Origin of the sequence: Pararhodospirillum oryzae (assembly GCF_007992075.1) — a bacterium.
Taxonomy (GTDB): domain Bacteria; phylum Pseudomonadota; class Alphaproteobacteria; order Rhodospirillales; family Rhodospirillaceae; genus Pararhodospirillum; species Pararhodospirillum oryzae.
Window position 1 is genome coordinate 19,756 of the sequence record NZ_BJZO01000017.1, and the last position, 24,903, is coordinate 44,658.

The window sequence follows — 24,903 nt, forward strand, 5'->3', positions numbered from 1 at the left end:
TCTTCCCCTTCCCCGACGTATTAAGGAAGGCACCCCTTAGAATGGCGTCCGAGGACCGCTACTCCTTCAGGGAAACCGAAGCCCACTGGCAACGCGTCTGGACCGAAGCCGGCTGCTTCAAGGCCGTCGTCGATCCCGCCCGGCCCAAGTACTACGTCCTGGAAATGTTCCCCTATCCGTCGGGGCGCATCCACATGGGCCACGTGCGCAACTACACGCTGGGGGACGTGGTGGCCCGCTTCAAGCGGGCCCAGGGTTTCAATGTCCTGCATCCCATGGGCTGGGACGCCTTTGGCCTGCCGGCCGAGAATGCCGCCATCCAGCGGGGCGTCCATCCGGGAGAGTGGACCCGGCGCAACATCGCCGTGATGCGCGACCAGTTCCGGCCGATGGGTCTGTCCATCGACTGGGACCGCGAGGTCAGCACCTGCGAACCCGCCTACTACAAGCACGAACAGAAGATGTTCCTGGACTTCGTGAAGGCCGGCCTGGCCTACCGCAAGGAGTCCTGGGTCAACTGGGACCCGGTGGAACACACCGTGCTGGCCAACGAACAGGTGATCGACGGCAAGGGCTGGCGCTCGGGCGCGCCGGTCGAGCGGCGCAAGCTGTCGCAATGGTTCTTGCGCATCACCGCCTACGCCCAGGATCTGCTCGACTCCATCGCCACCTTGGACCGCTGGCCGGACAAGGTGCGCCTGATGCAAACCAACTGGATCGGGCGTTCGGAAGGGGCGCGGGTGCGCTTCCCCCTGGTCGGGCGCGACGACAGCCTTGAGGTGTTCACCACCCGGCCCGACACGCTGTTTGGCGCCTCGTTCTGCGCCATTTCGGCCAATCATCCCCTGGCGAGCGAACTGGCGGCAACCGACGGCGCCCTGGCCGAGTTCATTGCCGAATGCGGCCGCATGGGCACCAGCGAAGCCGACATCGAAACCGCCGAGAAGAAGGGCTACGACACCGGCTTGCGGGTGCGTCATCCCTTCGTGGCCGATGCGACCTTGCCCGTGTACGTGGCCAACTTCGTGCTGATGGAATACGGCACCGGGGCGATCTTCGGCTGTCCGGCCCATGATCAGCGCGACATGGATTTCGCGCGCAAGTATGGCCTGGCCGTGACCACGGTGGTGGCCCCGGTGGGCGAGGACGCCGAAGCCTTCGCCGCCCGGCAGGACCAGAGCACCGAGGCGTTCACGGGCGACGGCGTGGCCATCCGCTCGGAATTCCTGAACGGCTTGTCGGTGGCCGAGGCCAAGGCGGCGGCGATCGCGCGCATCGCCGAGCTGGGCCTGGGCGAGGGCGTGGTGCAGTTCCGCCTGCGCGACTGGGGCGTGTCGCGCCAGCGCTACTGGGGCTGCCCGATCCCCATGATCCATTGCGATCACTGCGGCATCGTGCCGGTGCCCGAGGATCAGTTGCCGGTGCAACTGCCCGACGACGTGACCTTCGACAAGCCCGGCAACCCGCTGGATCATCATCCCACCTGGAAGCATGTGAACTGTCCGGTGTGCGGCCGCCCGGCCCGGCGCGAAACCGACACCTTCGACACGTTCTTTGAAAGCTCGTGGTATTTCGCGCGCTTCTGCTCGCCCCAGACCGACGACGTGGCCTTCGATCGCGCGGCCGTGGACTACTGGCTGCCGGTGGATCAGTACGTGGGCGGCGTCGAACACGCGGTGTTGCACCTTTTGTACTCGCGCTTCTTCACCCGGGCCTTGCGGGAGTGCGGCTATCTGGGCCTGGCCGAGCCTTTTGCCGGCCTGTTTACCCAGGGCATGATCTGCCATGAAACCTACCGCGCGCCCGATGGCGGTTGGATGGGGCCCGACGACATCACCCGCACCGCCGACGGGCTGGTGGTCCGGGCCAGGGACGGGGCACCGGTCACGGTGGGCCGCTCGGAAAAGATGTCGAAGTCCAAGATGAACGTGGTCGATCCCACCGCCACCTTGGAATCCCATGGCGCCGACGCCGCGCGGCTGTTCATGCTCTCCGACTGCCCGCCCGAACGGGACATGGACTGGTCGGACGCGGGCATTGATGGCGCGTCGCGCTACATTGCCCGCCTGTGGCGCCTCGCCACCCAGCCGCCCGTGGATCTGGGGCCGGCGGGGGCTCCCCTGCCCGACACCTTGTCGCCGGCGGCCGAGGCCTTGCGCCGTCAGGCGCACAAGACCATGGCCGGGGTCACCGAGGACCTGGAGAAGTTCCGCTTCAACAACGCGGTCGCCCGCGTGCGCGAGCTGACCAACGCCCTTGCCGCCCTTGATCCGGCCACCCCGGACGCGGGCCCGGTGGTGCGCTTCGCCCTGGAAACGGTGGTGCGTCTGGCCGCGCCCATGATTCCGCACATCGCGGAAGAAGTGTGGCGGCTGCTGGGCCACGACACCGTGCTGGCGACCACGCCGTGGCCGCAATGGTCCGAGGAGGCCTTGCGCGACGACGTGATCACGGTGGTGGTCCAGGTGTGTGGCAAGCGGCGCGGCAGTGTTGACCTTCCCGTGGATGCGCCGGAGGATCAGGCCCGGGCGGCGGCCCTGGCCCTGCCAACGGTGATCGCGCAGGTGGGCGACAAGCCGGTGCGCAAGGTGATCCTGGTTCCCAACCGGATCATCAACATTATTGTCTAAGGCAAAGGGCCGGGCCCCGGGGTCCGGCCCTTTCCCCTTGTTCCAACCAGGAGGCCTGACCGGTGTCGCCCGTGCTGTCCCGTCGCCGTGCTGGCGTTTCCCTGGCCCTGGGGGCCCTTGGCCTGGCCGGATGCGGTTTTCGCTCGGCCCTGGCCGACCGGCCGGGTCCGGGGGGGACCGCGTCGGTCCCGGCCCTTCTGGGCCTGATCTACGTTCACCGGGTTGAATCGGGGGGCGACGACGACACCCGGCTGGCCCAGGCGCTGCGCAATGCCCTGCTCGACCGAATGGGGTTGCCCGACCGGCCGGCGTTTGGCCTGGCGATTTCGGTGCGCCGCGCGCTCACGGGCAGCGGGATCAACCTGGCCGGCAAGATCACCCACCAGACCCTGACCGCCAACGCCACCTTCACGCTGCGCGCCTTGAACCAGGAAGGGGCCGAGGCGCCGCGCGATCTGGTGTTTGGGACGGAATCGGCGTGGTCGTCGTTTGACCGCCTGGATTCCCCGTTCGCCGACCGGGTGGCGGTGCGCGATCTCGACGACCGGGTGGCGCATTCCCTGGCCGATCAGATTTACACCCGGATCGCCGCCTATTTCGTCGAGGTGGGCGGCCCCACCCGGCGCGGCTAGGGCGTGCCCGGAAACGGCCCATGAAGCTGACCGGCGCCTTGATTCAGACCTTTTTGAAAACGCCCGACCCCAAGGTACGGGCGGTGCTGGTGTATGGCGCCGACGAAGGGCTGGTGCGCGAACGCCTCGATCGTCTGCTGCGCACCGTGGTGGACGACCCGGGCGACCCGTTTCGGGTGTGCGAGCTGACCGGCGACGACCTGACCCGCGATCCCGCCCGTCTGGCCGACGAGGCGGCGGCCCTGTCGATGACCGGGGGGCGGCGGGTGGTGCGGGTGCGCGACGTGGGCGACGCGCACGCCTCGCGGCTCAAGCCCTTCTTGGAACACCCGATGGGCGAGGCCCTGGTTTTGGTGCAAGGGGGCACGCTGGGGGCGCGCTCCAGCTTGCGGGTGCTGTTCGAGGGCAGCCCGATCGCCGCCGCCCTGCCCTGCTACGCCGACGAAGGCCGGACCCTGGAAACCGTGATCCGCGACATGCTGGCGGCGGCGGGGCTGGCGGCGGATTCGGAGGTCATGGGGTTCCTGACCGATCAGCTGGGGGGCGATCGGGCGCTGACCCGCTCGGAAATCGACAAGCTGATCACCTATTGCGGGCGCAAGGACCGGGTGGAACTGGCCGATGCCCAGGCCTCGGTGGGCGACACCGCCCGCCTGGAGATGGACGATCTGGTCCACGCGGTGGCCGAGGGCGAGGCGGCGCGGGCGCTGCGGGTGCTTGATCGCCAGCGCCGCGAGGGCACGGCGGCCGTGGCCCTGGTTCGCGCCCTGGCCCGCCATTTCATGCGCCTGCATCAGGTGGCGGGACTGGTCGCCGAGGGCCGATCCTTGGAACAGGCGATGGCCACGCTGAAGCCGCCGGTGATCTTCACCGCCAGTGCCCGCTTCCGGGCCCAGGCCTCGGCGTGGCCGGTGGCGCGCCTCGCGCAGGCGCTGGAGTTGATCCTGGAAGCCGAAATCGACCTGAAATCCAGCGGCGTGGTGGAACGCTCCACCCTGGAACGCCTGGTGCTGCGCCTGACCCGGGCCGCCCAGGCCTCGCGGCCCCGGCGGCGATGAGCGAGAGGGTGCCCGGGCAAGGCGGGCAGCGCGTTGTGTCCGCTCCCCCCTGAAGTGGGCAGACTCTAGTAGACAAGAAGGGGGCAAGGGAATAAGGCAAGGGGCCCGAGGGAGGGCCCCTTCAGGCGCTCCCGGCTAGATCGAGGCGCGGGGGCCGATGAAAAACCAGGTGATGAACCCGACCCCGGGCACCAGAAGCAGCGCCAGCCACAACGCCTTCGCGAACGAGGAAATGGTACGGCAGACCACGACGTTGGTCCCCGCCCACACGAAGCAGCCCAGCAAAATGAAAAAGCCAATGACTTGCATGACCGTGCGCCCTTGTTGGTGTGGGGTCCTGGCGAGGTCCCCCCTTCCGTCCTTTTGAACAGGGCCCGCCGGCCCCATTCCCCGCCTTCGCCAGAAGGGCTTGAACCCAGGCGTGATGTCAAGAGACGGCGAGGGGCGCCTTGTCGCTCTCTTTCCTTGTCGCGTCGCAACAAAACAAGCGGGGCGTCCCGTCGACCGGCGGACGGACGTTAACGGTTTGTCCCATTCGACTCCACGGGGCGGGGCGGTATCCGAGTCTCTGTAGACCTGGCATTAATCTTTGTTTGCAAATGGATGCGCTGGACATTTTCATGTGTCACATCATGATGTTGCGCTTCAAGATGACCCCACGGCGTTTAAGGTTTGACAAGGGGCCCGCTGCTTCCGCATTCTCCGCGCAGGGAACACGGCTTGGAGCGTGGGCTGGCAACGGTCGTTTTCATTCCCGGCGCATGATCCTTGGATCAGGCCGGCCACCCGCCGCAAGACACCAACGCCAAACCAGACGGGGAGTTCCACGATGACACCGACCGCGAGGCCGGTCCTCTTCACCCTATTGGGGTCTCTTGTGGGGGCCACGTGCGGAACCCTGGCCTATTTCGGGGCCGGGTTGGGTCCCCTCCCGGGAACGGGGGGGACGGGGGATCCGCAACCGGCTCAGGTGGCGCTGGCGACCCCCCTGCCCGGGGATGGGGGTCAGGATCTGCCCCTGGCCCTGCGCGAGGAGGATCACCTGGCCACGGTGGCCCCGCGTTCGTTCGCCGCGACCCTTCCCACCGCCCCCTCGGCCTCCCCGGGGACCGAAAAGCGCCAGGAAGACACCCCGGAACCGCTTTCTCCCTGGACCACCCACGATACACTGCCCTCGGCGGACGAGGCCGAAGGCACCGACACCACCGCCCTGGATGATCCTGGGGATCCCGGCGACCTCGTTTCCGACACCGACGACGCCGACGCCTCCCCCGCCGTGGCGGACGGCGCACCCCCCGACTCCTCCGACACCGCCAGCTCCGGCCCGATCGAAGTCACCTTGACCGTGGCCTCGGGCGAAACCCTGATGGGCCTGCTGATCGACCAGGACGTGGATCGCGGCCTTGCCCAGGCGGCGGTGGAAGCCCTGCGTCCGGTGTTCGATCCGCGCGCCCTGCGCGCCGGCCAGGAAGTGACCCTTTCCTACACCTCGTCGTCGGCCGACGATCTGAAATGGCAAGGCCTCAGCTTCGAGCCCTCGGTGGGCACCACCGTTTCCCTGGCCCGGGCCGACGATGACACCATCACGGTGGACAAGCAGCAAGCGCCGCTGGTGCGCCGGGTGGCCCGCTACGATGGCACCATTCATTCCAGCTTTTTCGAGGCGGGGATGAAGGCCGGCGCGCCGCAACGGGTCCTGGCCGACATGATCCGCATCTTTTCATACGACATCGACTTCCAGCGTGACCTGCGCGAGCAAGACACGTTCGAGATGTTCTTTGAGCAGATGGATACCGACGACGGCCGCACGGTGCGCACCGGTGACCTGCTCTATGCCTCGATGACCGTTTCCGGCAAGCGCTACAGCCTGTACCGCTTCGAGGACTCCGACGGCGGCGTTGATTATTACAACGAAAAGGGCGAGGGGATCCGCAAGGCCCTGCTGCGCACGCCCATCAACGGCGCCCGGCTTTCGTCGGGCTTTGGCATGCGCCGCCACCCGATTCTGGGCTATTCCAAGATGCACAAGGGCGTGGACTTCGCCGCGCCCACCGGCACCCCGATTTATGCCGCCGGTGATGGCGTGATCGAACGCGCCGGTCCGACCAACGGCTATGGCAACTATATCCGCCTGCGCCACACCGCCGAGTTTTCCACCGCCTACGGTCACATGAGCCGGTTCGCAAGCGGCATGCGCCCGGGCGTGCGCGTGCGCCAGGGGCAGGTGATCGGTTTCGTGGGCAGCACCGGCCGCTCCACGGGGCCGCACCTGCATTATGAAATCCTGCGCGGCAATGCCCAGGTCAACCCGATGAACGTCCGCTTCGCGGCCAGCAAGGCCCTGCTGGGCAAGGATCTGGCGGCCTTCCGCAAGGAACGCGAGCGCATCGCCGTGGCCTTCCGCAACACGCCCTCGGGCACCAAGGTGGCCAGCGCGGCGCATTAAACCGGTCGTCGTTGCAAGGCTTGAGGGGGGAAGCGCTCGCCGCTTCCCCCCTTTTTTGCGATCGGCGGCCGGGGCCGCGCGATCGGTTTTGGCTCAGCGTTTGCGGCTTCTCTTTTTCGCGGCGCGCGGGGTGGGGTCCGGCAGGCCGCGCACGCGACGGATCCAGGTGGCCACGTCGGGGTCAAGGCGGGCCAGGATCCGCTCCGGCTTTTCGGCCGCGTCCACGTCGGCCAGCGCCCGCAGCAGGATGGCCTGGGCCGGGGCCTCGGGCGCCAGATCCGTGGTCAGCAGTCCGGCGACATCGCGCAACAGCCCCGGATCGCGGCAGGCTCCGGCAAGGCCCGCCACAACGTTCGAGATCCATGAATTGAAACCGGCCGGGGGATACGGCATGTCGGCGCCGAAGGCGGCGAGACGCGGCAGGATACCGGCCGCCGATGCGAAACCCATCGCGCGGCCTTCGTCCCGGCCGGTCGCGGCGATGGCCCTCCCGATCTCCTGTCCAAAAAAGTACAGTGGTTTCGCGTTTGCGAATGCCTCGCGGCGGTCGTGAAGGAGGGCGTCCAGGCTCTCCCAGGCGCGCGCCCGTGCAGCTGCGGCGAAAAGGCCGGCAAGAGCAATCCTCCAGTCGGCAGTGTTCGCGTCCGGCTGGGTGTGGCATAGGTCCATCCATCGACCGAACAGCGCGATCGCCTGGGGACAGGGAGTCTCGGCCGCACTCTCCAGCACGATCGACACTGACCACATTGCGGTGAACGCCTTGTCGGCGGAGAAGGCCAACTCGGCGCTTTCCAAGGCGGTCGCCGCAGCATCTTCCCTCTGCTCCGTGTCCCGGAGCGAGAAAACGACGAGCCTCAGGGCGTCCGCCTGCTCGTCCACAGCGCCAGCCTGGGCAGCCAACGCGGCGGCTTCCCGCCCGATTGCGATGGCTTCCTGGTGGTCGCCCCGTTGGCGAAGCGAGAAGGCAACAAGGCCCAACGCCATGGCTTGACCCCGGATGTCGTTGGCCTTTTCGGCGAGCGCGGCGGCTTCCCGTCCGGTTGCGAGGACCTCCTGGTGGTCGCCAAGTTCGCCAAGCGAGAAGGCGACGAGGAGCAACGCCCTGGCCTGCCCCCGGATGTCGTTGGTCTTTTCGGCCAGCGCGGCCGCTTTCCGCCCGGTTGCGATGGCTGCGTCGTGCTCACCCAAAGCACCGAGAGACCATGCAAGATCCGTTAATCCTTCCGTCCGTGCGGTCGGGGGCCAGTCGTTGAACACGTCCGGGCCAATCCGGCGCAGGCACGTGACCGCTTCCTGGATTCGATCAAGTTCATCAACAAGCAGAAATGTCCGCTCCAGGGCCAACAGGGCCTCGGCGGTCTTGTCGTTCGCGGTCTCCGCGAGGGCCCGCGTGAGGGTGCGATCGGCCTCTTCGGCCATGCCCATCCGCGCCAGGGCCTGGGCCTGGATGATTGCCCGGACGAGAGGGTCCCCATCGGCCCCGCCCAGCCCATAGGCCGTCTCGGGGCAGGCGTCCATGCGCGCGACAATCTCCGCGACCGGCAGCGGCAGGCACCCGGGCCGCACGCTCTCCAGCCGTTCCAGACGACCGGCCCAATCCGTGCGATAAGGGCTGTCGCCGTCCCCGCCCCCCTCCGCCGCCAGATCGGCGAACACCCGCGCCTCGGCCGGGCGGCCCTGGTCGAGGTAGGCCAGCGCCTGATCGCGCTGTTCGGTGCGGGAGTAGAAGGCGCGCAGGAAATCCAGGATGGTTGTCAGGGGCGAGTCCTGGGCGCTCTGGTTGCCCTGGCGCAGGCGGTAGAAATGCACGAACACGCGGTCGGTAACCTGATAGAGCACCGACCGGCCGCCGGGCTCGTCATAGCCCCGGATGATGTCGGTGCGTTGCAGATCCTGCATGATGCGGGCAATGGCGTTCTGGCCGTCGGCGCCGACCCGGGCGGCCAGATCGGTTTGCGAGGTCGGCTCGCCCCCCCGGATGAGGGCGTCCAGCAATCCCTGGGCCAGGGGCGGCAAGTCGTCGATGCGCCGCCGGTAGTAGTCGGCCAGCTTGTCGGCCAGGGCGGTCATGGTCTGGGCCACGCTCAGGGCGTCTTGCGTGTCCAGCACGTCGGCCAGCAACTGGGCCAAACGGGGGTTGCCGCCAATGAAGTCGGCAATGGCCCGGGCCTTGGCCCGCCGGTCGTCATCCAGGGGCGGTTTGCCGTGGGAGCGCCGATGACGGTCGAAATAGGCGATGCAGTCCTCCGGGGTCCAGGGGCGCAGGCGGATGGACTGGAAGGCCTGGAACAGCGGCCGGTCATAGTCCATGTCCACGGTGCCGGTGGCCGTGGCCAGCACCATCACCCGGTTGCCGGGGCGGTCCAGCCATCCGCGCAGGCGCTGTTCGGCGATCTCCTCCTTGAACAAGGAGGACAGCAGGAAGTCGAAGTTCTCGATGGCCACCACCGCCAGCCCCTGCCCGCCGGGGAACGACCGATCGAGTTCCGCTTCCAGGGTGTTGGCGGCCTCGTTCCAGTGCGCGGCCTCCTTCGCCGGGTCGGGCCATTGGAACATGGACTCCGTCCAGCTCCCGTCCTCGCCGGTGCGCAGGTCGGCCAGCTTGTGGGCGATGTACGCCAGCAGCGCGTGGGGATTGCGCGTGACGTTTTTTTGCTCCTCGGGCAGCAGCACGAACCGCAGCGGGGCGCTTTCCGTGTCCAGGTCCCCGGCCCGGATCTGGACCAGCCGGGTGAGGAAGGACTTGCCGAACCCGCGCGGGCCGTAAATCAGCACGTGTTGCAGGGTGCCCGGCGCGGCGGCATGGCTGCGGCGCACCGCGTCCAGGACCTGGGCGGTTTCCTCCTCCCGGCCCGTGGCCAGCGCGCGCACCGCGTCGTCGGTCATGCGGTGCGTCATGAAGGTTTGGATCAGCGGGTGGTCGCTCATCCCCGGGCCCCCAGGTTGGATTGTTTCCACCACAGGGTCGTCAGGCGCGAGGCCGGGCGCCACACGCGGTCATCGTTCGCGCCCATGTCGCGATCAAGGAAGCCATCCTCCCGCAGCATGGTCAGGGCGGTGCGGATATCAACCGTGTCGTAGGGGGGGGACGGTTCCAGCACCGGTTCGGGCCGGCCGTCCGGCGTGTCCAGCACCGCGCGCAGGATCGGCAGAAGAACGCTGTCGGCATGGGCGCGATCGGTCTCGCGGTACCGGCCCAGGGTCTTGTCGAACTGGTTGATGAACAGATCATGCAGATCGGCCCGCACCTGGCGCCGGAACAGGGCTTCCAGGGTGTCGGGCGGTGGTGGCGCGGCGCGGTCCAGGGCTTGCAGTCCCTTGACCAGAAAACAGGGATAGAACGCACCACAGGCGCTCAGGAAGGCGCTGGTGTGCTCCGCCGTCCAGGAGCCGTTCGAGGGCTCGTGCGTGGCCTGGGTAACAAAGGCGCGGGCTTCCTCCTCGGTCAGTTCCGGCACCGTGAACGCCTGAAGGTCGTTCAGGTGCTCCCTGTCAAATTTGTACTGGCGGACCAGCCCCGTCAGGCCGATGGATCCGGTCAGCAGCATGCGCAGCCCGTTTTCGCGCCATTGCCGCATGGAGGCGAGCAGGGCATTGACGCGCGCGGCGGCCGTGGCGGGCTCCGCCTGCGCCATGTTGCGGATCAGGAAGGAAAATTCGTCCACGATCAGGGTTTTGGGGGAGCGATCCCGGGCCAGGGCATCGGCGATTTCGCTGGAAATGAGCGGCCAGTACCCCGAGATCAGATCCTGCGTTTCCGTGCCCTTGGACACCAGCCCCTTCAAGGCATTGCGCAGTGTCTCCGGCAGGGCCGGGTTGCCGGACAGGAGGTCCAGCATCTTCCCCGGGATCGATTCCTTCGGGATCCCCCTGAGGATGGCGAACAGGAACTGGTCGATCGAGTTAATGCCCTGGGCATCCACGAAAACGACGGTGTGACCCTCGGTCCTCGCCAGCGTTTCCTGGGCATGAAGGCGCAAGGTGGATTTGCCGATCCGCCGCAGCCCGAACAGGCTGAGGCCGTTGGTTTCCGACATTTTCCGCATCATGTCGGCTTCAAGCGCGGGGCGGGCGAACCGCTGGTTTCCCGAAACGGGCCCCCCGTAGAACAGCTCCAGCATGGCACGCCTCCTTTGTATCCGCGAAATCAGATATCTGAGGTTACGGATACCATGCCCCCAGCCCGAGGGCAAGTATGTTCTCTGGCGTATATCTGAAATTTTACATACAAGGCTGGGGCGGCCCGGTGTGGGGGGCCGCACGGCGCGCATCGCGGGGTGTGGTGGAGGAGGCGGCGGCCGGAGGGGGCTTCAAAGGCCCCGAACGTCCGGCCGTCCGGGGGGCTTACGCCTGTTCCTCGCCCGGGTCGGCGGGCCCGCGCCGGCCGTGGCGCAGTTCCTTGACGATGCCGTGCAAGGTGCGGATTTCCTGTTCGGTCAGGGCCGCGCGTTCAAACAATCCCCGGATATTGCGGATCATGCCCGGGCGCTTGTCCAGGTTGCGCAGGAAGCCCGAGGCGTCCAGTTCCCGCTCCAGGTGGGTGAAAAAGCCCAGGAGATCGGCCCGGGTCGCCGGGCGGCTGGCGTTGATCACCAGCTGTTCGGGGGGCGCCTCGCTCGCGGCCTGGAACCACTCGTAGCCCAGCAGCAAAACCGCCTGCGCAAGGTTGAGCGAGCAGTACGCGGGATTAAGCGGCACCTCGATCACCGCGTCGGCGAGCGCCACGTCGTCGTTGCCCAGACCGGTCCGCTCGGGCCCGAACAGCACGCCCGAGCGCTCGCCCTGGGCCCCGAAGGCGCGCAGGTTCGCCGCCGCCGCGCGGGGGGTGAGCACCCATTTCACCATGTCGCGCCGGCGCGCGGTGGTGGCGTACACCCGGTTCAGGTCGGCAATCGCCGCCTCGACGGTTTCAAAGGGCTGGGCATCGCGCAACAGGCCGTCGGCGCCCGAGGAGGCGGCAATGGCCTTGTCGGCCAGCCAGTCCTCGCGCGGGGCCACCAGGCGCAGGCGGGTGAGGCCGCAGTTGAGCATGGCGCGGGCCACCATGCCCACGTTTTCCGCCAGTTGCGGACGCACCAAAACAATCACGGGCGCAGTCGCCGGATCGGCAAGCTGGGCCGCGCGGGTATGGTCGGTTCCGGCCACTCGGTTTTCCTCGGTCCTCGTCTTGTTTAGGGAAGGGAACAACGCCCCCGGGTTTGAATCCGGGGGTGTCATCGTGCCCCCGAAGGGGGGGCGGGAAGGGTCAGGCTGCCTTTTGCCCGCTTTTGAACAGGCGGTAGGTCAGCGCGTCGTGCAAGGCGTTGAAGCTCGCGTCTATCACGTTGGCCGACACCCCCACGGTGGTCCAGCGGTTGCCCTTGGCGTCGGCGCTTTCAATCATCACCCGGGTGACGGCGGCGGTCGCGGCGTCGGGGGTCAGGATGCGCACCTTGTAATCCACCAAACGCAAATCCCCCAGCACGGGATAGACCGGCAGCAGGACCTTGCGCAAGGCGGCATCCAGGGCGTTGACCGGACCATTGCCCTCGGCCACCGTCATGTGCCGTTCGCCGGCGATTTCCATCTTGATGGTGGCTTCCGAAAGGGTGATCAGCTCGCCCCGGGCGTTCCAGCGCCGTTCGTCGATCACGCGAAAGCTGCTGAGGCGGAAATACTCGGGCACCTCGGCCAGTTCGCGCCGCGCCAGCAGTTCGAAGCTGGCTTCGGCGCCATCAAAGGCGAAGCCCTTGGCTTCCATCTGCTTGACCGTTTCGAGCAGGTGGCCGATGCGCTCGTCCGCGGCGCCGACTTCCAGGCCGATTTCGCGGAAACGGGCCAGCACGTTGGACCGTCCGGCCTGGTTCGACACCAGGATCTGGCGCTGGTTGCCCACCGCTTCCGGCGGCACGTGTTCATAGCAACGGGGATCGCGCTCCACCGCCGACACATGCAAGCCGCCCTTGTGGGCAAAGGCGCTGTCGCCCACGTAGGGCGCGCGGCGATCGGGGGCGCGGTTGAGGCGCTCGTCCAGCAGGCGCGAGACATGCTTGAGCCGGGCCAGGTCGTGGGTGGTCAGGCCGGTTTCGTAGCCCAGCTTCAGCATCAGGCTGGGGATGATGCTGATCAGGTTGGCGTTGCCGCAACGCTCGCCCAGGCCGTTCAAGGTGCCTTGCACCTGCCGCACGCCGGCCATCACGGCGGCCAGGCTGTTGGCCACCGCGTTTTCGGTGTCGTTGTGGCAGTGGATGCCAAGGTGGGATCCGGGAATGACCTTGGTCACCTCGGCGACGATGCCGGCAACCTCGCCGGGCAAGGTGCCGCCGTTGGTGTCGCACAGCACCACCCAGCGGGCACCGGCATCCAGGGCGGCCTTCAGGCAGGAAAGCGCGTACTCGGGATTGCTTTTGTAGCCATCGAAGAAGTGTTCGGCGTCGAACAGGGCTTCGTTGACGGTGGCGGCGGTGTGGGCGATGGAATCGGCGATCATGCGCCGGTTTTCATCCAGATCGACCCCCAGCGCCACCTTGCATTGGAAATCCCAGGTCTTGCCGACCAGGGTCACGACCCGGGCCGGCGTGGAAAGCAGGGTCTGCAAGCCGGGATCGTTGGCGGCGCTGCGCCCGGCGCGGCGGGTCATGCCAAAGGCCGCGAGCTGCCCCCGGGTGAACTCGGGAGGGTGGGCGAAAAAGGTGTCGTCGGTATCGTTGGCCCCGGGCCAGCCGCCTTCGACGTAATCAATGCCCAGCGCGTCCAGCTCCCGGGCAATGGCCGTCTTGTCGGCGGCGGAGAAGTCAACGCCCTGGGTCTGCGCGCCGTCGCGCAGGGTGCTGTCGTACAAGTAAACGCGCTTTTCACGGCTCATTGGGGTATCCGCCTCGCGGGAAAAAGAACGGGATCTGGAACAATGCCCGCTTTCCGCCCCGGCCTCAAGCATGGCTTCAGCGGTCGTTCTCCCACCCGTCGCCCCGACGCAAACGGAAGCGCTGGATCTTGCCGGTGGCGGTCTTGGGCAGATCCTCGACGAAATGGAAGGTGCGCGGATACTTGTAGGGCGCGAGGCGGGTCTTGCAGTGGGCCTGCAAGGCGGCTTCCAGCAAGGGCCCGGCGCTCACCCCGGCGGTGGGCACCACCCAGGCCTCGGGCTTGACCAGGCCGTGCGCGTCCTCGCGCCCGACCACCGCCACTTCCAGCACGGAGGGGTGTTCAATAAGGGCGCCTTCGATCTCGAAGGGCGAGCACCAGATGCCCCCCACCTTCAGCATGTCGTCGGAACGGCCGTGATAGGTGAAGTAGCCTTCGGCGTCGCAGGAATAGGTGTCGCCGGTGTCCAGCCAGCCGCGTTCGAACGGGACATCCAGGCGCCCGTTCCCGCGCCAGTAGCCCAAGGTGAGGGACGGGCCGCGAATCAGCAGCCGCCCCACCTCCCCCACCGGCACCGGGTGGTCGCCATCATCGACGATGCGCGCCTCGAAGCCCTCGACCAGACAGCCGCTGGTGCCGGGGCGCGGCCTGTCGAGGCGGTTGGAAATGAAAATGTGCAAGGCCTCGGTCGAGCCGATGCCATCGAGCGGCGCAAGCCCGGTGGCGGCGTGCCAGCGGTGAAACAGATCGGGCGGCAGGGCCTCGCCCGCCGACACGCACAGCCGGAGCGACGACAGATCGGGCGAGCGCGTCTTCAAGGCCTCCAGCAAGGCGGCGTACAAGGTGGGCACGCCGAAATACACGCTGGGCCGGAAGCGCTCGATCATGGCGAAGGTGTTGGACGGCGTGGGCCGCTCGGCCAGCAGCACCGCCGTGCCCCCCACCCACAACGGAAACGTCATGGCGTTGCCCAGGCCATAGGCGAAAAACAGCTTGGCGGCCGAAAAACAGATGTCGTCGGCCCGCAGGCCCAAGGTGCGCACGCCATACAGCTCGGCCGTGGCCACGAGATCGCGGTGCGCGTGCACCACCGCCTTGGGCCGGCCGGTGGATCCCGAGGAATAAAGCCAAAGGCACGGCGCTTCCGGTCCCGCGTCCACCGCGTCGAAGGTGTCGGGGCCATGCTCGAACAAAAGGGGCGCGGCCTCGCTGACCGGCAGGGCCACGGGCAAGGCGTCGGGCACCAGCGACAGCGCGGCCGTGACATCGCTGGCGCAGGCATCGGACCAGATCAACCCCCGGCATCCCGAATGGTCGATCATGAAGGCATAGTCGGGGGCCCGCAGCAGCGTGTTGACCGGCACCGGTATGATGCCCGCCTTCATCGCTCCCCAGAACAGGAAATAGAAGGCCGGTTCGTCGCGGATCACCAAAAGCAGCCGGTCGCCCCGGACAAGCCCCAGGCGCACCAGGCCATGGGCCGCCCGGTTGACGCCGTGCGCCAGCGCCTCGTAGGTCAGGACCTGATCCAGGGAACACAGCGCCGGCCTGGTGGCCCTTCCTTCGGCCAGGTGGCGGTCGATGAACACGCGCGCGGCGTTGAACCCGGGGGGAAGGTCTTCCCCCGGCATGGCGTTGGCGTGGGGCGCGTGGGTGGTCATCATGGCCGGCGCGGTCCCTCCCCCCCTTGTATCGTGAGCCTCCCCTCGCCGTGGGGCCCCGTCTGGAGGGGGCCGTGGGTCGGGTCCTTGTGACAAGCCCTTGACTGCACCCCAAGCCCGCGCCGCCGTCAAGAGGAGCAACAGGGCCATCGGGTGAAGCGCTGGGGCCCGTCGGGCCCGGCCGGTCACTTCTGGGCTGACGGCGCGCGGGAGCGATGGTATCACCCTTGGGTAAGCACGCTCCCGGCTCGTGCCGGCCTTCCGGGACGCGGTGCAAGCCCGATCCGCCCGGCGGCCGGGGGCACAACCACGGGAACCCTGAACCCATGAGCTACGTGGTCACGGAAAACTGCATCAAGTGCAAATATCAGGATTGCGTCGAGGTCTGCCCGGTTGACTGCTTCTATGAAGGGGCGAATTTTCTCGTCATCAATCCGGACGAGTGCATCGACTGTGGCGTCTGCGAGCCAGAGTGCCCGGCCGAAGCCATCGTTCCCGATTCGGAAGAGCGGGCCGCGCCGTGGACCGAAATTAATCGAAAGTATGCGTCCGTTTGGCCTAATATTTTGCGCAAGGGAACGGTGCCGGCCGACGCCGATACCTGGAATGGCAAGTCCGGAAAGGTCGCCTTGTTGAGTGAAAGCCCCGCGCCCCGCTGATCGCGACCGCACCCCGTCGCCGAACGCGGGGACGGGGTGTTTTTCGTCTTGGGCAAGGCGCGCGCGGTATCGCCTTGCGACTTTGATCTGTCATTTTCCGTTATTGTGTGATATAAATCACAATCTGCTGCGGGTTCGTGGCAGAGCCGGCCCACCGACGTGGATCATGGTCCATGTCGGGATCGCTCCCCTTATTTTCTTAAGGGGCAATCCCACGGCTGGGACTCCGGAAACAACCATCGGGGAGCAAGGATCCACCAGCGTCTTGGTCGGGCGGAGTCTGGCCGGCTAGGCGTAAGAGGATCGTTCCCGAGCTGGAGACTGTCACGCGCGGCGTCCCTTGGCGCCGGCGAAAAAGGGGGTTTTCCAATTGGTCGGCCACGAACCGGAGTGTTCGTTCCAGTCCGGCCATATCCATCGGCAGTTGCGGATCTTGCGAAGAGTCTTGCCTTTGTCCTGACGCCGGCGGTGACGCGACCCCGGCGCAATGGAGGGCGTGAGGCTCTTACATGGAGAGAAAAATCAACATGACCAACTCGTGTCAGTACGCGCCCGGCGATTATGTCGTGTATCCGGCGCACGGTGTCGGACAGGTTCTGGCCATCGAGCACCAGACCATCGGCGGCCATGCCCTTGATTTGCTGGTCATCGCCTTCGATCGCGATCGCATGAAGCTGCGTATTCCGGTCACCAAGGTCCGGGAGTCGGGGTTGCGCCGGCTGTCGACGCGCAAGACCATGGAAAGCGCCCTGGTCACCTTGCGCGGCAAGGCACGGGTCAAGCGCACCATGTGGAGCCGCCGCGCCCAGGAATACGAGGCCAAGATCAATTCCGGCGATCCGGTTTCCATCGCCGAAGTGGTTCGTGATCTGTACCGCAGTGCCACCCAACCGGAACAATCCTACTCCGAACGCCAGATTTACGAGCTTGCCCTGGAGCGCCTGACCTGCGAGCTGGCCGCCATCGAAGCCATTGATGCCATGCAGGCCACCCAGAAGGTTGAAAAGCTGCTGAACGCCGCCTGAGCGTTCCAGGCGGTTCTTTCTTGTTTTGGGGGCTTCTTCCCTTCCGGCCCCCGTGCGCCCCAGCCCTGGCGCCGCCCTCTCCTGGAAAGGGGACGGCGCCAGGGGCGGGGTTTTTTAATGCCCGCCTCCGCCTCCGCCTCCGGGGCTACCGCCCTTGGGGCCCGAGGAAAGAGGCGCGAGCCAGACCAGGGCCGCGCTCACCAGGAATAGCACCATGGTGACCAGGAAAATCTGAATCAATGCCTGGGTCGAGGCCTGCTGTTCCACCAGCAAGGCCAGCTGCGCCCGTGCCTGATCCGACGACAGGCCCAGTGCCATCAGGTCATTCAAGGTGCGCCCCATGTCGGGCATCGCGCTGACCAGGGCATCGCGGTTGGCCTGGGTCTGGTCGGCCCAGGCGGTCGCGGTCACCGAGGCCCCCACGGCGCCGGCCAGGGTGCGCAGGAAGGCCATCACGCCCGCTGCCGACGCCGTTTCCTCGGGGGCCACCGCGCGCATCGACAACACCGTGAGCGGCACGAAGAAAAAGGGCATGCCAATGCCTTGCAGGAACTGGGGCAGGGCAAAGGTCAGGAAATTGGCGTCGCTGGTCCAGCCCGCGCGCAGCCAGGCCATGGCCCCGAGCCAGGCCACGCCGGCCGACACCAGCAAACGCGGATCGACCCGCCCGGCCAGGCGGGCCGCCACCGGGGAAAAGACCACGGCCAGCAACCCGTGCATGGCCAGCACGTAGCCGGCCCATGTCGCCGGGTAGCCCTCCATCGACTGGAGCCACTGCGGAATCACCACCACCGACGAAAAGAAGGCGCCAAAGGCAAAGGCCAGCACGCTGGTGCTGACCGCGAATCCGCGATGGCGAAAGACCTTGAGGTTCACCACCGGATCGCGCTCGGTCAGCTCCCAGATCAGGAACACCACGAAGCCAATGGCGGCGGTCACACCCAGGCCGACGATGACCGGCGACTCGAACCAGTTTTTTTCGCGTCCGGTATCGAGCATGATTTGCAAGGCGGCAACCCACACCAGCATCAACACCAGGCCAATCCGGTCGATGCGGGGCTTGCGCAAGGGGGTTTCCGCCGGGCGCAGCAGGCGCAAGGCCCCCATCACGCAAATGATCACGATCGGCACGTTGATGAAAAAGATCCACGGCCACGACCAGTTATCGCTGATGTATCCGCCCAGGATCGGGCCGGCGACGGGGGCGGTGACCGTGGTCATGGCCCAGGTGCCCATGGCCGAGGCATGACGTTCGCGCGGGAAGACGCGCAGCATCAAGGTTTGCGACAACGGCATGATCGGGCCGCCGCACAACCCCTGCCCGATGCGAAACAGCACCAGGCCGCCCAGCGAGTCGGTGAGGCCGCACAGAACGGAAAACACCCCGAATCCGGCCATGGCCAGGGTAAACACGGTGACCGCCCCAAAACGCTGGGCCAGCCAGCCGGTGAGAGGCACCGAAATGGCCTCGGCCACGGCGTAGGAGGTGATGACCCATGTCCCCTGGGTCATCGAAATGCCCAGGCTGCCGGCGATGTGGGGCACCGACACGTTGGCAATGGTCATGTCGAGCACGACCATGAAATTGGCCAGCGACAGCACCACCCCGGCCAAGCCGAGGCTGGGGCCGTGCAGCAGGCCGGTTCCGGCGGCGGGGGCGGGGCTCGTGGCCATGGGATTACTCCGCGTCGGGGGTCGCGCCGGTGTCGATTTCGGCGGTCATCGACAGCCCCACCCGCAGCGGGTGCGCCGCCAGGTCGGCCGGATCCAGGGACACGCGCACCGGCAGGCGCTGCACCACCTTGATCCAGTTGCCGGTGGCGTTCTGGGCGGGAATCAGGGCCATGACCGAGCCGGTTCCGGCCGCGAAGCCTTCCACCGTGCCGTGATAGGCGACCTTGGAGCCATAGAGGTCGGCGTGCAGCGTGGCGGGCTGCCCCACCCTCACCCGCTTCAACTGGCTTTCCTTGAAATTCGCGTTCACGTAAACCGCCCCCAAGGGGACAAGACGCATCAGGGACTGGCCGGCCGCCACCCGCTGGCCAACCTCGACCGCCTTGCGCGCGATGGTTCCCGCCACGGGGGCGGCGATCACGGCCCGCGACAGATCCAGGCGGGCCTGGGCCAGACGCAACCGCGCGGCCTGGACATCGGGGGCGGTTTCAAGGGTGGTGCCGTCGATCAGGGCCCGGGTCGCGGCCAGGGAGGCTTCGGCGGCGTCGCGGCTGGCGTGGGCTTGCAAAACCGCCGCTTCCGCCTCGCGCACCGCCGCCTCGGCTTCGTCGCGGGCGGTTTCGGAGGCGGTCAATTCCTCGATCGAGACGGTGTGCGAGGGGCGCAGGGCCCGGCGACGCTCGGCCTCGGTGGTGGTGCGGCGCAACACGGCGCGGGCCGACACCACCCGCGCCTCGGCCGAGGTCACGTCGGCGGCGCGGGCGGCCAGTTGAGCCTGAAGGGAACGCACCGTGGCCTCGGTCTGGCGAAAGGCGCGTTCGGCCTGCGAGAGGGCGGCCTCGGCCTGCTGCACCGCGAGGCGCAAATCGGCGTCGTCGAGGGTGACCAGCACGGTGCCGGCCTCGACCGCCTGGGTATCGACAACCCCGACCGACTTCACCGGTGCCGCGACCAGGGGCGTGATATCCAGCATGTCGGCGGCGACATAGGCGTTGTCGGTTTCAACATAGCGGTCGCCCAGGACGATCTCCTTGACGGCCACGCTCGCCCCTACCGCCAACACCAGCACGGCGAATCCCAGCAGCAAGCGGCGACGCAACGGGGAGGCCGGGCGCTCCGGCGTCGATGGGGAGGGGGCAGGGGACGGCTCGCGCGCCGGCCCGGAAGGGGGAGCGTTCGACAAAGGGGCTTTCCTTCATGGAACTCGGATGGAGCGCACGGCCCAGGCGTTCCAGGCGAGGCGCGAAGAGATATGGACCGTACTGGACGGTACAGCATATGTGCGGGATCTGGCGGCTTGTCAACGCAAAACCGTACTGTATAGTACGGCCATGGCCCTGGACCGAGATCCGAAAAGTGGGAACCGCGTATCGGATCAGTCTACCGTGAAGAGAAGGAGTGAGAGCACCGTGGCCGGATCTGGTTCAGCACACGGGGCTCTGGGGCGGCGCGAGGCGCGCAAGCATGACCGGCGGGCAGCCATCATCGAGGTGGCCCGGGCCCTGTTTTTCGAGCGTGGCTACGCGGACACGCCGATGTCGCTGATTGCGTCCCGGGTGGGCGGATCGAAAACCACCCTGTGGAGCTACTTCCCGTCGAAGGCGGACCTGTTCGCCGCCGTTCTCGACGAAGTCACGGCGCGCCTTCAGGGGCGTTCGATCGAAGCGCTGTCGCTGGAGACCGGAATCAAGGAAGGCTTGTACCGCTTCTGTCTGGCGTTTTCCGACATGATCCTGACCGACGAGGCGGTGCGCTTGCAGCGGATGATCGCCGCCGAGGCCCAGCGCTTCCCCGAACTGGGCAAGCTGTTTTACGAACGCGGCCCGAAGGCCACCTTGCGCCGGCTGGAGCATTACCTGGGCACCGCCATGGCGGTGGGCAAATTGCGTCCGGCGGATCCCACCCTGGCCGCGCGCCATCTGGTTTCGTTGTGCCAGGGGGCCACCTTGTCGTGGCGCCTGTGGAACGCCGGCCCCGAGCCCACGCCCGAGCAGGTTGAACGCGACGTGGCCCTGGGGCTCGATGTCTTCCTGCGCGCCTACGCCCCGGGGCCGTGACGTCTTCCTTGTTTCATTGATCTGGAGTCTGTCCGTTCCACGTTGAAGCGGACAGACTCCAGATCCTTTTGTTCGAGCTTGCCTTTTCGGGAAAAGCGGTCCCCCCCTTTTCCCTGACAAACGTTAGACTTCGAATTCCAGGATCTTCTGGTCGACGGCCAGGCTGTCGCCGGGGCGGGCATGGACGCGGGCCACCACGCCATCGCGTTCGGCGCGCAGGATGTTTTCCATCTTCATCGCCTCGACCACCGCCAGGGTTTCCCCGGCCTTGATCTCGGCCCCTTCCTCGACCGCCAGCGACACCAGAAGGCCCGGCATCGGCGACAGCAGGAAACGCGACAGGTCGGGCGGCGCCTTGTGCGGCATCAGGTCGGCGTAATGGGCCGCCTCGGGCGTCAGCACCAGGGCCGTTTCCTGGCTTCCGGCATGGGACAGGTGATAGGCCACCCCCCGGTTTTCGATCTGCACCACCACCGGCCGGTCGCCAATGGTCGCCCGGAACAGGGGCTGGCCAAAGTCCCAGGCGTGGGTGATGGCAATCAGGCGGTCGTCCATCTCGACTTCATGGCCGCCCGAGGTCGCGCGCACCTTGACCGGATACGCGGTGTCGCCCAGGCGCACCACCCAGCCCTCGCGCACCTTCTTCTCGTGGCCCTTGATCTGGCCGCTGATCTTGGCGTTGCGAGCGACCACCTTGTGATGGACCGCCGCCGCGACCGACACCAGCACGGTGGGATCGTCGGGGGGCAGGTGGGCGGCATCGAAGCCGTTCGGGTATTCCTCGGCGATGAAGTTGGTGGTCAAACGCCCTTCAACGAAGCGTTCGCGCGACAACAGCGAGGCCAGGAACGGAATGTTGTGCGAAATTCCCCGGATGTAGAAGGAATCCAGCGCCCGGCGCATGCGCGACGTCGCCTCGCGGCGGTCCTTGCCGTAGGTGATCAGCTTGGCGACCATCGGGTCGTAGAACATGCTGATCTCGCCGCCTTCCTGCACGCCGGTATCGACGCGCACCTGGCCCGGGACCTCGATCGGCGGAATGTAGCGCACGAGGCGGCCGGTCGAGGGCAGGAAGTTGCGGAACGGATCCTCGGCATAGATGCGGCATTCCAGCGACCAGCCATTGAGACGAATATCGTCCTGGCGCAAGGTCAGCTTTTCACCGGCGGCGATGCGGATCATCCATTCCACCAGGTCAAGGCCCGTCACCATTTCGGTGACCGGATGCTCCACCTGAAGGCGGGTGTTCATTTCAAGGAAATAGAAATTGCGGTTGGCGTCGACGATGAATTCGACGGTGCCGGCCGACTTGTAATCCACGGCGCGGGCCAGGGCCACGGCCTGCTCGCCCATCGCCTTGCGCACCTCGGGGGTGAGGAAGGGCGAGGGCGCCTCCTCGATCACCTTCTGGTGACGACGCTGGATCGAACACTCGCGCTCGCCGACGTACAGGAAGGTCTCGCCGTCGGCCAGGATCTGGATTTCGATGTGGCGGGGCTGTTCAATGAACTTTTCAACGAACACCCGGTCGTCGGCGAAGCTGGAGCGCGCTTCGTTGGCCGCCGACAAGAAGCCCTCGCGCGCTTCCTCGTCGGTGCGCGCCACGCGCATGCCCTTGCCGCCACCGCCGGCCGATGCCTTGATCATCACCGGATAGCCGATGGAGCGGGCAATGGCCACCGCCTCGTCGGCATCGGCGATGATGCCCATGTGGCCGGGAACCGTGCTCACGCCGGCGGCCGCGGCCAGCTTCTTGGATTCAATCTTGTCGCCCATCGCCTCGATGGCGCGGGTCTCGGGACCGATGAAGGCCACGCCAGCCGCGGTCAACGCGGTCTGGAACGCCTTGTTCTCGGACAGGAAGCCATAGCCCGGGTGCACGGCCTGGGCGCCGGTGTCGCGGCAGGCCTGAACCAGGCGGTCGATGACCAGGTAGCTTTGCGCCGATGCCGAGGCACCGATGTGCACCCGTTCATCGGCCATGTCCACGTGGAGCGCGTCGCGGTCGGCATCCGAGAACACGGCCACGGTTTTGATGCCCATGCGACGGGCGGTCTTGATGACGCGGCAGGCGATTTCGCCGCGATTGGCAATCAGGATCTTCTCAAACATCAGGTGCCCCGGTTGGCTGGCTTCTGTCTCATGGGTGGTCGGTCGGCGGCCGGCCCTGGCGGATCCCCAAGGGGCCGGCGCCCTGCGTGGCGCCCTGCCCCCCGGAGCGTCCCTGTCAGGGCCCGCGCGCCAGGCGCCGGATCCGTCTGACAGGGCGCCTTTCGTTACAGAGGAATGTTACCGTGCTTGCGCCAGGGATTCTTGATGTCCTTGTTGCGCAGCATGGCCAACGACCGGCACACGCGCTTGCGCGTGCCGTAGGGCATGATGACTTCATCAATGAACCCGCGCGAGCCCGCCACGAACGGATTGGCGAACAGCTGGCGGTATTCCTCGGTGCGCTGGGCGATCTTCTCGGGATCGCTCATGTCCTGGCGGAAAATGATTTCCACCGCGCCCTTGGGTCCCATCACCGCGATTTCGGCGCTGGGCCAGGCGTAGTTGACGTCGCCGCGCAGGTGCTTGGAGCTCATCACGTCGTAGGCGCCACCGTAGGCCTTGCGGGTGATCACCGTCACCTTGGGCACCGTGGCCTCGGCAAAGGCGTACAACAGCTTGGCGCCGTGCTTGATGATGCCGCCGTATTCCTGCGCCGTTCCCGGCAGGAAGCCCGGCACGTCGACGAAGGTCACGATGGGAATATTGAAGGCGTCGCAAAAACGCACGAACCGCGCGCCTTTACGGGCGCTGTCGATGTCGAGGCAGCCCGCCAGCACCATCGGCTGGTTGGCGACGAAGCCCACCGTCGAGCCTTCCATGCGCCCGAAGCCGGTGATCAGGTTGCCGGCGTAGTTGGGGGCGATTTCGAAGAAGTCCCCTTCGTCCACAACCTTCTCGATCAGCTCCTTCATGTCGTAGGGCTTGTTCGGGTTGTTGGGGATCAGGGAGTCAAGCGAGTAATCCAGCCGGTCCCAGGGGTCGTTGGTCGGGCGGACCGGGGGCTTTTCCTTGTTCGACGACGGCAGGAAGTCCATGAACCGGCGCAGCTGCAGCAGGGCATGCACGTCGTTTTCAAACGACAGGTCAGCCACGCCCGACTTGCTGGTATGCGTGATCGCGCCGCCCAGTTCCTCGGCCGTCACCTGCTCGTGCGTCACCGTCTTGACCACGTCGGGACCGGTCACGAACATGTAAGAACTGTCTTCGACCATGAAAATGTAGTCGGTCATGGCGGGGGAGTACACCGCGCCACCGGCGCACGGCCCCATGATCATCGAGATCTGCGGGATCACGCCCGACGCCATCACGTTGCGCTGAAACACCTCGGCGTAGCCCGCCAGGCTGTCCACGCCTTCTTGGATGCGCGCGCCGCCGGAGTCATTCAGGCCAATGACCGGGGCCCCCACCGCCATCGCCTTGTCCATGATCTTGCAGATCTTGATGGCGTGGGTTTCGGACAAGGATCCACCCAGGACCGTGAAGTCCTGGCTAAACAAAAACACCAGCCGGCCGTTGATGGTGCCGTGGCCAACGACCACGCCATCGCCCGGAATCCGGTTTTCGTCCATGCCGAATTCGTTGCAGCGGTGTTCAACGAAGGTATCCCACTCCTCAAAGGAGCCGGGGTCGAGCAGCAGGTCGATGCGTTCGCGGGCGGTCAGCTTGCCCTTGGCGTGCTGGTTATCGATCCGGCGCGGACCTCCACCCAGGCGCGCCGCGGCTCGTTTTGCATCGAGCTGGCGGATGATGTCGTGCATTCAACGGTTCCTGTACGGACTGGCGGCGAGGGCGCGGAGTATATCCTTGCCCAAATACCGAAACCAGCTTTTCTTTTGTTGCGTGAAACACGCAATCCGGGACCGTAATTCCGCGTTTACTCCGCTTTTCCCCCCCGGAACGCCGTGATTTCAGGGACGAAATTTGTCCCCGACTCTCCCTCAGCAAGGCGGGAAGGCCGCAGGGGAAATAAAAGCGGAAGGTGTCCGTCTTCGCGAACCGACACACCTTCGCAACATTGAGCGAGTCGAAACTCATGCCCATTCCGAAAAAGGCGTCCTTTCCGTCTTGCAGCGCGGCAAAACGGGTGGACTCCTGCCCGGGGAGGGCTCTCGATTTCGCGGCGGCTGGTTGGCAGGCGTTGTTTTTCGGTTCCTTTTGCCTGGTTCC

At 66.7% G+C, this 24,903-nt stretch carries 17 protein-coding genes; 7 read left to right on the forward strand and 10 right to left on the reverse strand.

Translation table 11 applies throughout. The features are described 5' to 3' along the window. Window positions 1–41: 41 nt before the first annotated feature. The 3 genes from leuS to holA all read left to right on the forward strand — a co-directional run bounded on the left by leuS (window position 42) and on the right by holA (window position 4,320). Window positions 42–2,630: a leucine--tRNA ligase gene (gene leuS, locus ROR02_RS04760; RefSeq protein WP_147162870.1), complete on the forward strand. Its 2,589-nt coding sequence runs from the start codon at window positions 42–44 to the stop codon at window positions 2,628–2,630. Between the two features lie 62 nt (window positions 2,631–2,692). Further along, a complete protein-coding gene (locus tag ROR02_RS04765; protein ID WP_147162871.1) occupies window positions 2,693–3,262 on the forward strand; it encodes a twin-arginine translocation pathway signal protein in 570 nt (189 codons plus the stop codon). Between the two features lie 20 nt (window positions 3,263–3,282). Beyond that, window positions 3,283–4,320, forward strand: coding sequence for a DNA polymerase III subunit delta (gene holA, locus ROR02_RS04770; RefSeq protein WP_147162872.1), 1,038 nt, complete (start codon window positions 3,283–3,285; stop codon window positions 4,318–4,320). A 135-nt stretch (window positions 4,321–4,455) separates the two neighbouring features. Here the strand turns inward: holA and ROR02_RS16550 are convergent, their stop codons facing one another. Further along, window positions 4,456–4,629, reverse strand: a complete 174-nt coding sequence (locus tag ROR02_RS16550; protein WP_170244963.1) for a hypothetical protein — start codon at window positions 4,627–4,629, stop codon at window positions 4,456–4,458. 661 nt (window positions 4,630–5,290) lie between these two features. Here ROR02_RS16550 and ROR02_RS04775 point away from each other — a divergent pair. Beyond that, on the forward strand, window positions 5,291–6,766 hold the full coding sequence (locus ROR02_RS04775; protein WP_246135402.1) for a M23 family metallopeptidase: 1,476 nt from the start codon (window positions 5,291–5,293) through the stop codon (window positions 6,764–6,766). 93 nt (window positions 6,767–6,859) lie between these two features. Here ROR02_RS04775 and ROR02_RS04780 read toward each other — a convergent pair whose 3' ends face one another. The 5 genes from ROR02_RS04780 to ROR02_RS04800 form a co-directional block, all read right to left on the reverse strand. Further along, on the reverse strand, window positions 6,860–9,694 hold the full coding sequence (locus tag ROR02_RS04780; protein WP_147162874.1) for an ATP-binding protein: 2,835 nt from the start codon (window positions 9,692–9,694) through the stop codon (window positions 6,860–6,862). Beyond that, a complete protein-coding gene (locus ROR02_RS04785; RefSeq protein ID WP_147162875.1) occupies window positions 9,691–10,887 on the reverse strand; it encodes a hypothetical protein in 1,197 nt (398 codons plus the stop codon). The genes ROR02_RS04780 and ROR02_RS04785 overlap by 4 nt, the downstream gene beginning before the upstream one ends. A gap of 223 nt (window positions 10,888–11,110) precedes the next feature. Continuing rightward, complete coding sequence (locus tag ROR02_RS04790) at window positions 11,111–11,911, reverse strand: RNA methyltransferase (protein WP_147162876.1); 801 nt, start codon at window positions 11,909–11,911, stop codon at window positions 11,111–11,113. A 100-nt stretch (window positions 11,912–12,011) separates the two neighbouring features. Next, entirely contained in the window at window positions 12,012–13,610 is a 1,599-nt protein-coding gene (gene cimA, locus ROR02_RS04795; protein ID WP_147162877.1) for a citramalate synthase, read from the reverse strand. A gap of 76 nt (window positions 13,611–13,686) precedes the next feature. After that, complete coding sequence (locus ROR02_RS04800) at window positions 13,687–15,273, reverse strand: benzoate-CoA ligase family protein (protein ID WP_246135403.1); 1,587 nt, start codon at window positions 15,271–15,273, stop codon at window positions 13,687–13,689. 323 nt (window positions 15,274–15,596) lie between these two features. Here ROR02_RS04800 and fdxA point away from each other — a divergent pair, with 323 nt between their 5' ends. Both fdxA and ROR02_RS04810 read left to right on the forward strand, forming a co-directional pair. Then, window positions 15,597–15,929, forward strand: a complete 333-nt coding sequence (gene fdxA, locus ROR02_RS04805) for a ferredoxin FdxA (RefSeq protein WP_147162878.1) — start codon at window positions 15,597–15,599, stop codon at window positions 15,927–15,929. A gap of 527 nt (window positions 15,930–16,456) precedes the next feature. Beyond that, complete coding sequence (locus tag ROR02_RS04810; protein ID WP_147162879.1) at window positions 16,457–16,954, forward strand: CarD family transcriptional regulator; 498 nt, start codon at window positions 16,457–16,459, stop codon at window positions 16,952–16,954. Window positions 16,955–17,068: 114 nt separating this feature from the next. Here the strand turns inward: ROR02_RS04810 and ROR02_RS04815 are convergent, their stop codons facing one another. Together ROR02_RS04815 and ROR02_RS04820 are read right to left on the reverse strand one after the other, a co-directional pair. Beyond that, window positions 17,069–18,628, reverse strand: coding sequence for a DHA2 family efflux MFS transporter permease subunit (locus ROR02_RS04815; RefSeq protein WP_147162880.1), 1,560 nt, complete (start codon window positions 18,626–18,628; stop codon window positions 17,069–17,071). Window positions 18,629–18,632: 4 nt separating this feature from the next. Continuing rightward, on the reverse strand, window positions 18,633–19,811 hold the full coding sequence (locus ROR02_RS04820; RefSeq protein WP_147162881.1) for an HlyD family secretion protein: 1,179 nt from the start codon (window positions 19,809–19,811) through the stop codon (window positions 18,633–18,635). A gap of 226 nt (window positions 19,812–20,037) precedes the next feature. On the opposite strand from ROR02_RS04820, the gene ROR02_RS04825 reads away from it, so the two are divergent. Further along, window positions 20,038–20,685 carry a TetR/AcrR family transcriptional regulator gene (locus tag ROR02_RS04825; RefSeq protein ID WP_170244965.1) on the forward strand — a complete coding sequence of 216 codons (648 nt, stop codon included), beginning with the start codon at window positions 20,038–20,040 and terminating at the stop codon, window positions 20,683–20,685. Window positions 20,686–20,808: 123 nt separating this feature from the next. On the opposite strand, the gene ROR02_RS04830 is transcribed toward ROR02_RS04825, so the two are convergent. Next, window positions 20,809–22,797 (reverse strand): acetyl-CoA carboxylase biotin carboxylase subunit, encoded by a 1,989-nt coding sequence (locus ROR02_RS04830; RefSeq protein WP_147162883.1) that lies wholly within the window; start codon window positions 22,795–22,797, stop codon window positions 20,809–20,811. A gap of 164 nt (window positions 22,798–22,961) precedes the next feature. Beyond that, window positions 22,962–24,494, reverse strand: coding sequence for an acyl-CoA carboxylase subunit beta (locus ROR02_RS04835; protein ID WP_147162884.1), 1,533 nt, complete (start codon window positions 24,492–24,494; stop codon window positions 22,962–22,964). Window positions 24,495–24,903 lie beyond the last annotated feature (409 nt).

Excerpts from the sequence above, each read along its gene's own strand:
- ROR02_RS04810 (WP_147162879.1), top strand. The coding sequence starts at position 16,457 with ATGACCAACTCGTGTCAGTACGCGCCCGGCGATTATGTCGTGTATCCG.
- ROR02_RS16550 (WP_170244963.1), bottom strand. The coding sequence starts at position 4,629 with ATGCAAGTCATTGGCTTTTTCATTTTGCTGGGCTGCTTCGTGTGGGCG.
- leuS (WP_147162870.1), top strand. The coding sequence starts at position 42 with ATGGCGTCCGAGGACCGCTACTCCTTCAGGGAAACCGAAGCCCACTGG.
- ROR02_RS04835 (WP_147162884.1), bottom strand. The coding sequence starts at position 24,494 with ATGCACGACATCATCCGCCAGCTCGATGCAAAACGAGCCGCGGCGCGC.
- ROR02_RS04800 (WP_246135403.1), bottom strand. The coding sequence starts at position 15,273 with ATGATGACCACCCACGCGCCCCACGCCAACGCCATGCCGGGGGAAGAC.
- ROR02_RS04780 (WP_147162874.1), bottom strand. The coding sequence starts at position 9,694 with ATGAGCGACCACCCGCTGATCCAAACCTTCATGACGCACCGCATGACC.
- fdxA (WP_147162878.1), top strand. The coding sequence starts at position 15,597 with ATGAGCTACGTGGTCACGGAAAACTGCATCAAGTGCAAATATCAGGAT.
- ROR02_RS04830 (WP_147162883.1), bottom strand. The coding sequence starts at position 22,797 with ATGTTTGAGAAGATCCTGATTGCCAATCGCGGCGAAATCGCCTGCCGC.
- ROR02_RS04815 (WP_147162880.1), bottom strand. The coding sequence starts at position 18,628 with ATGGCCACGAGCCCCGCCCCCGCCGCCGGAACCGGCCTGCTGCACGGC.
- cimA (WP_147162877.1), bottom strand. The coding sequence starts at position 13,610 with ATGAGCCGTGAAAAGCGCGTTTACTTGTACGACAGCACCCTGCGCGAC.
- holA (WP_147162872.1), top strand. The coding sequence starts at position 3,283 with ATGAAGCTGACCGGCGCCTTGATTCAGACCTTTTTGAAAACGCCCGAC.
- ROR02_RS04785 (WP_147162875.1), bottom strand. The coding sequence starts at position 10,887 with ATGCTGGAGCTGTTCTACGGGGGGCCCGTTTCGGGAAACCAGCGGTTC.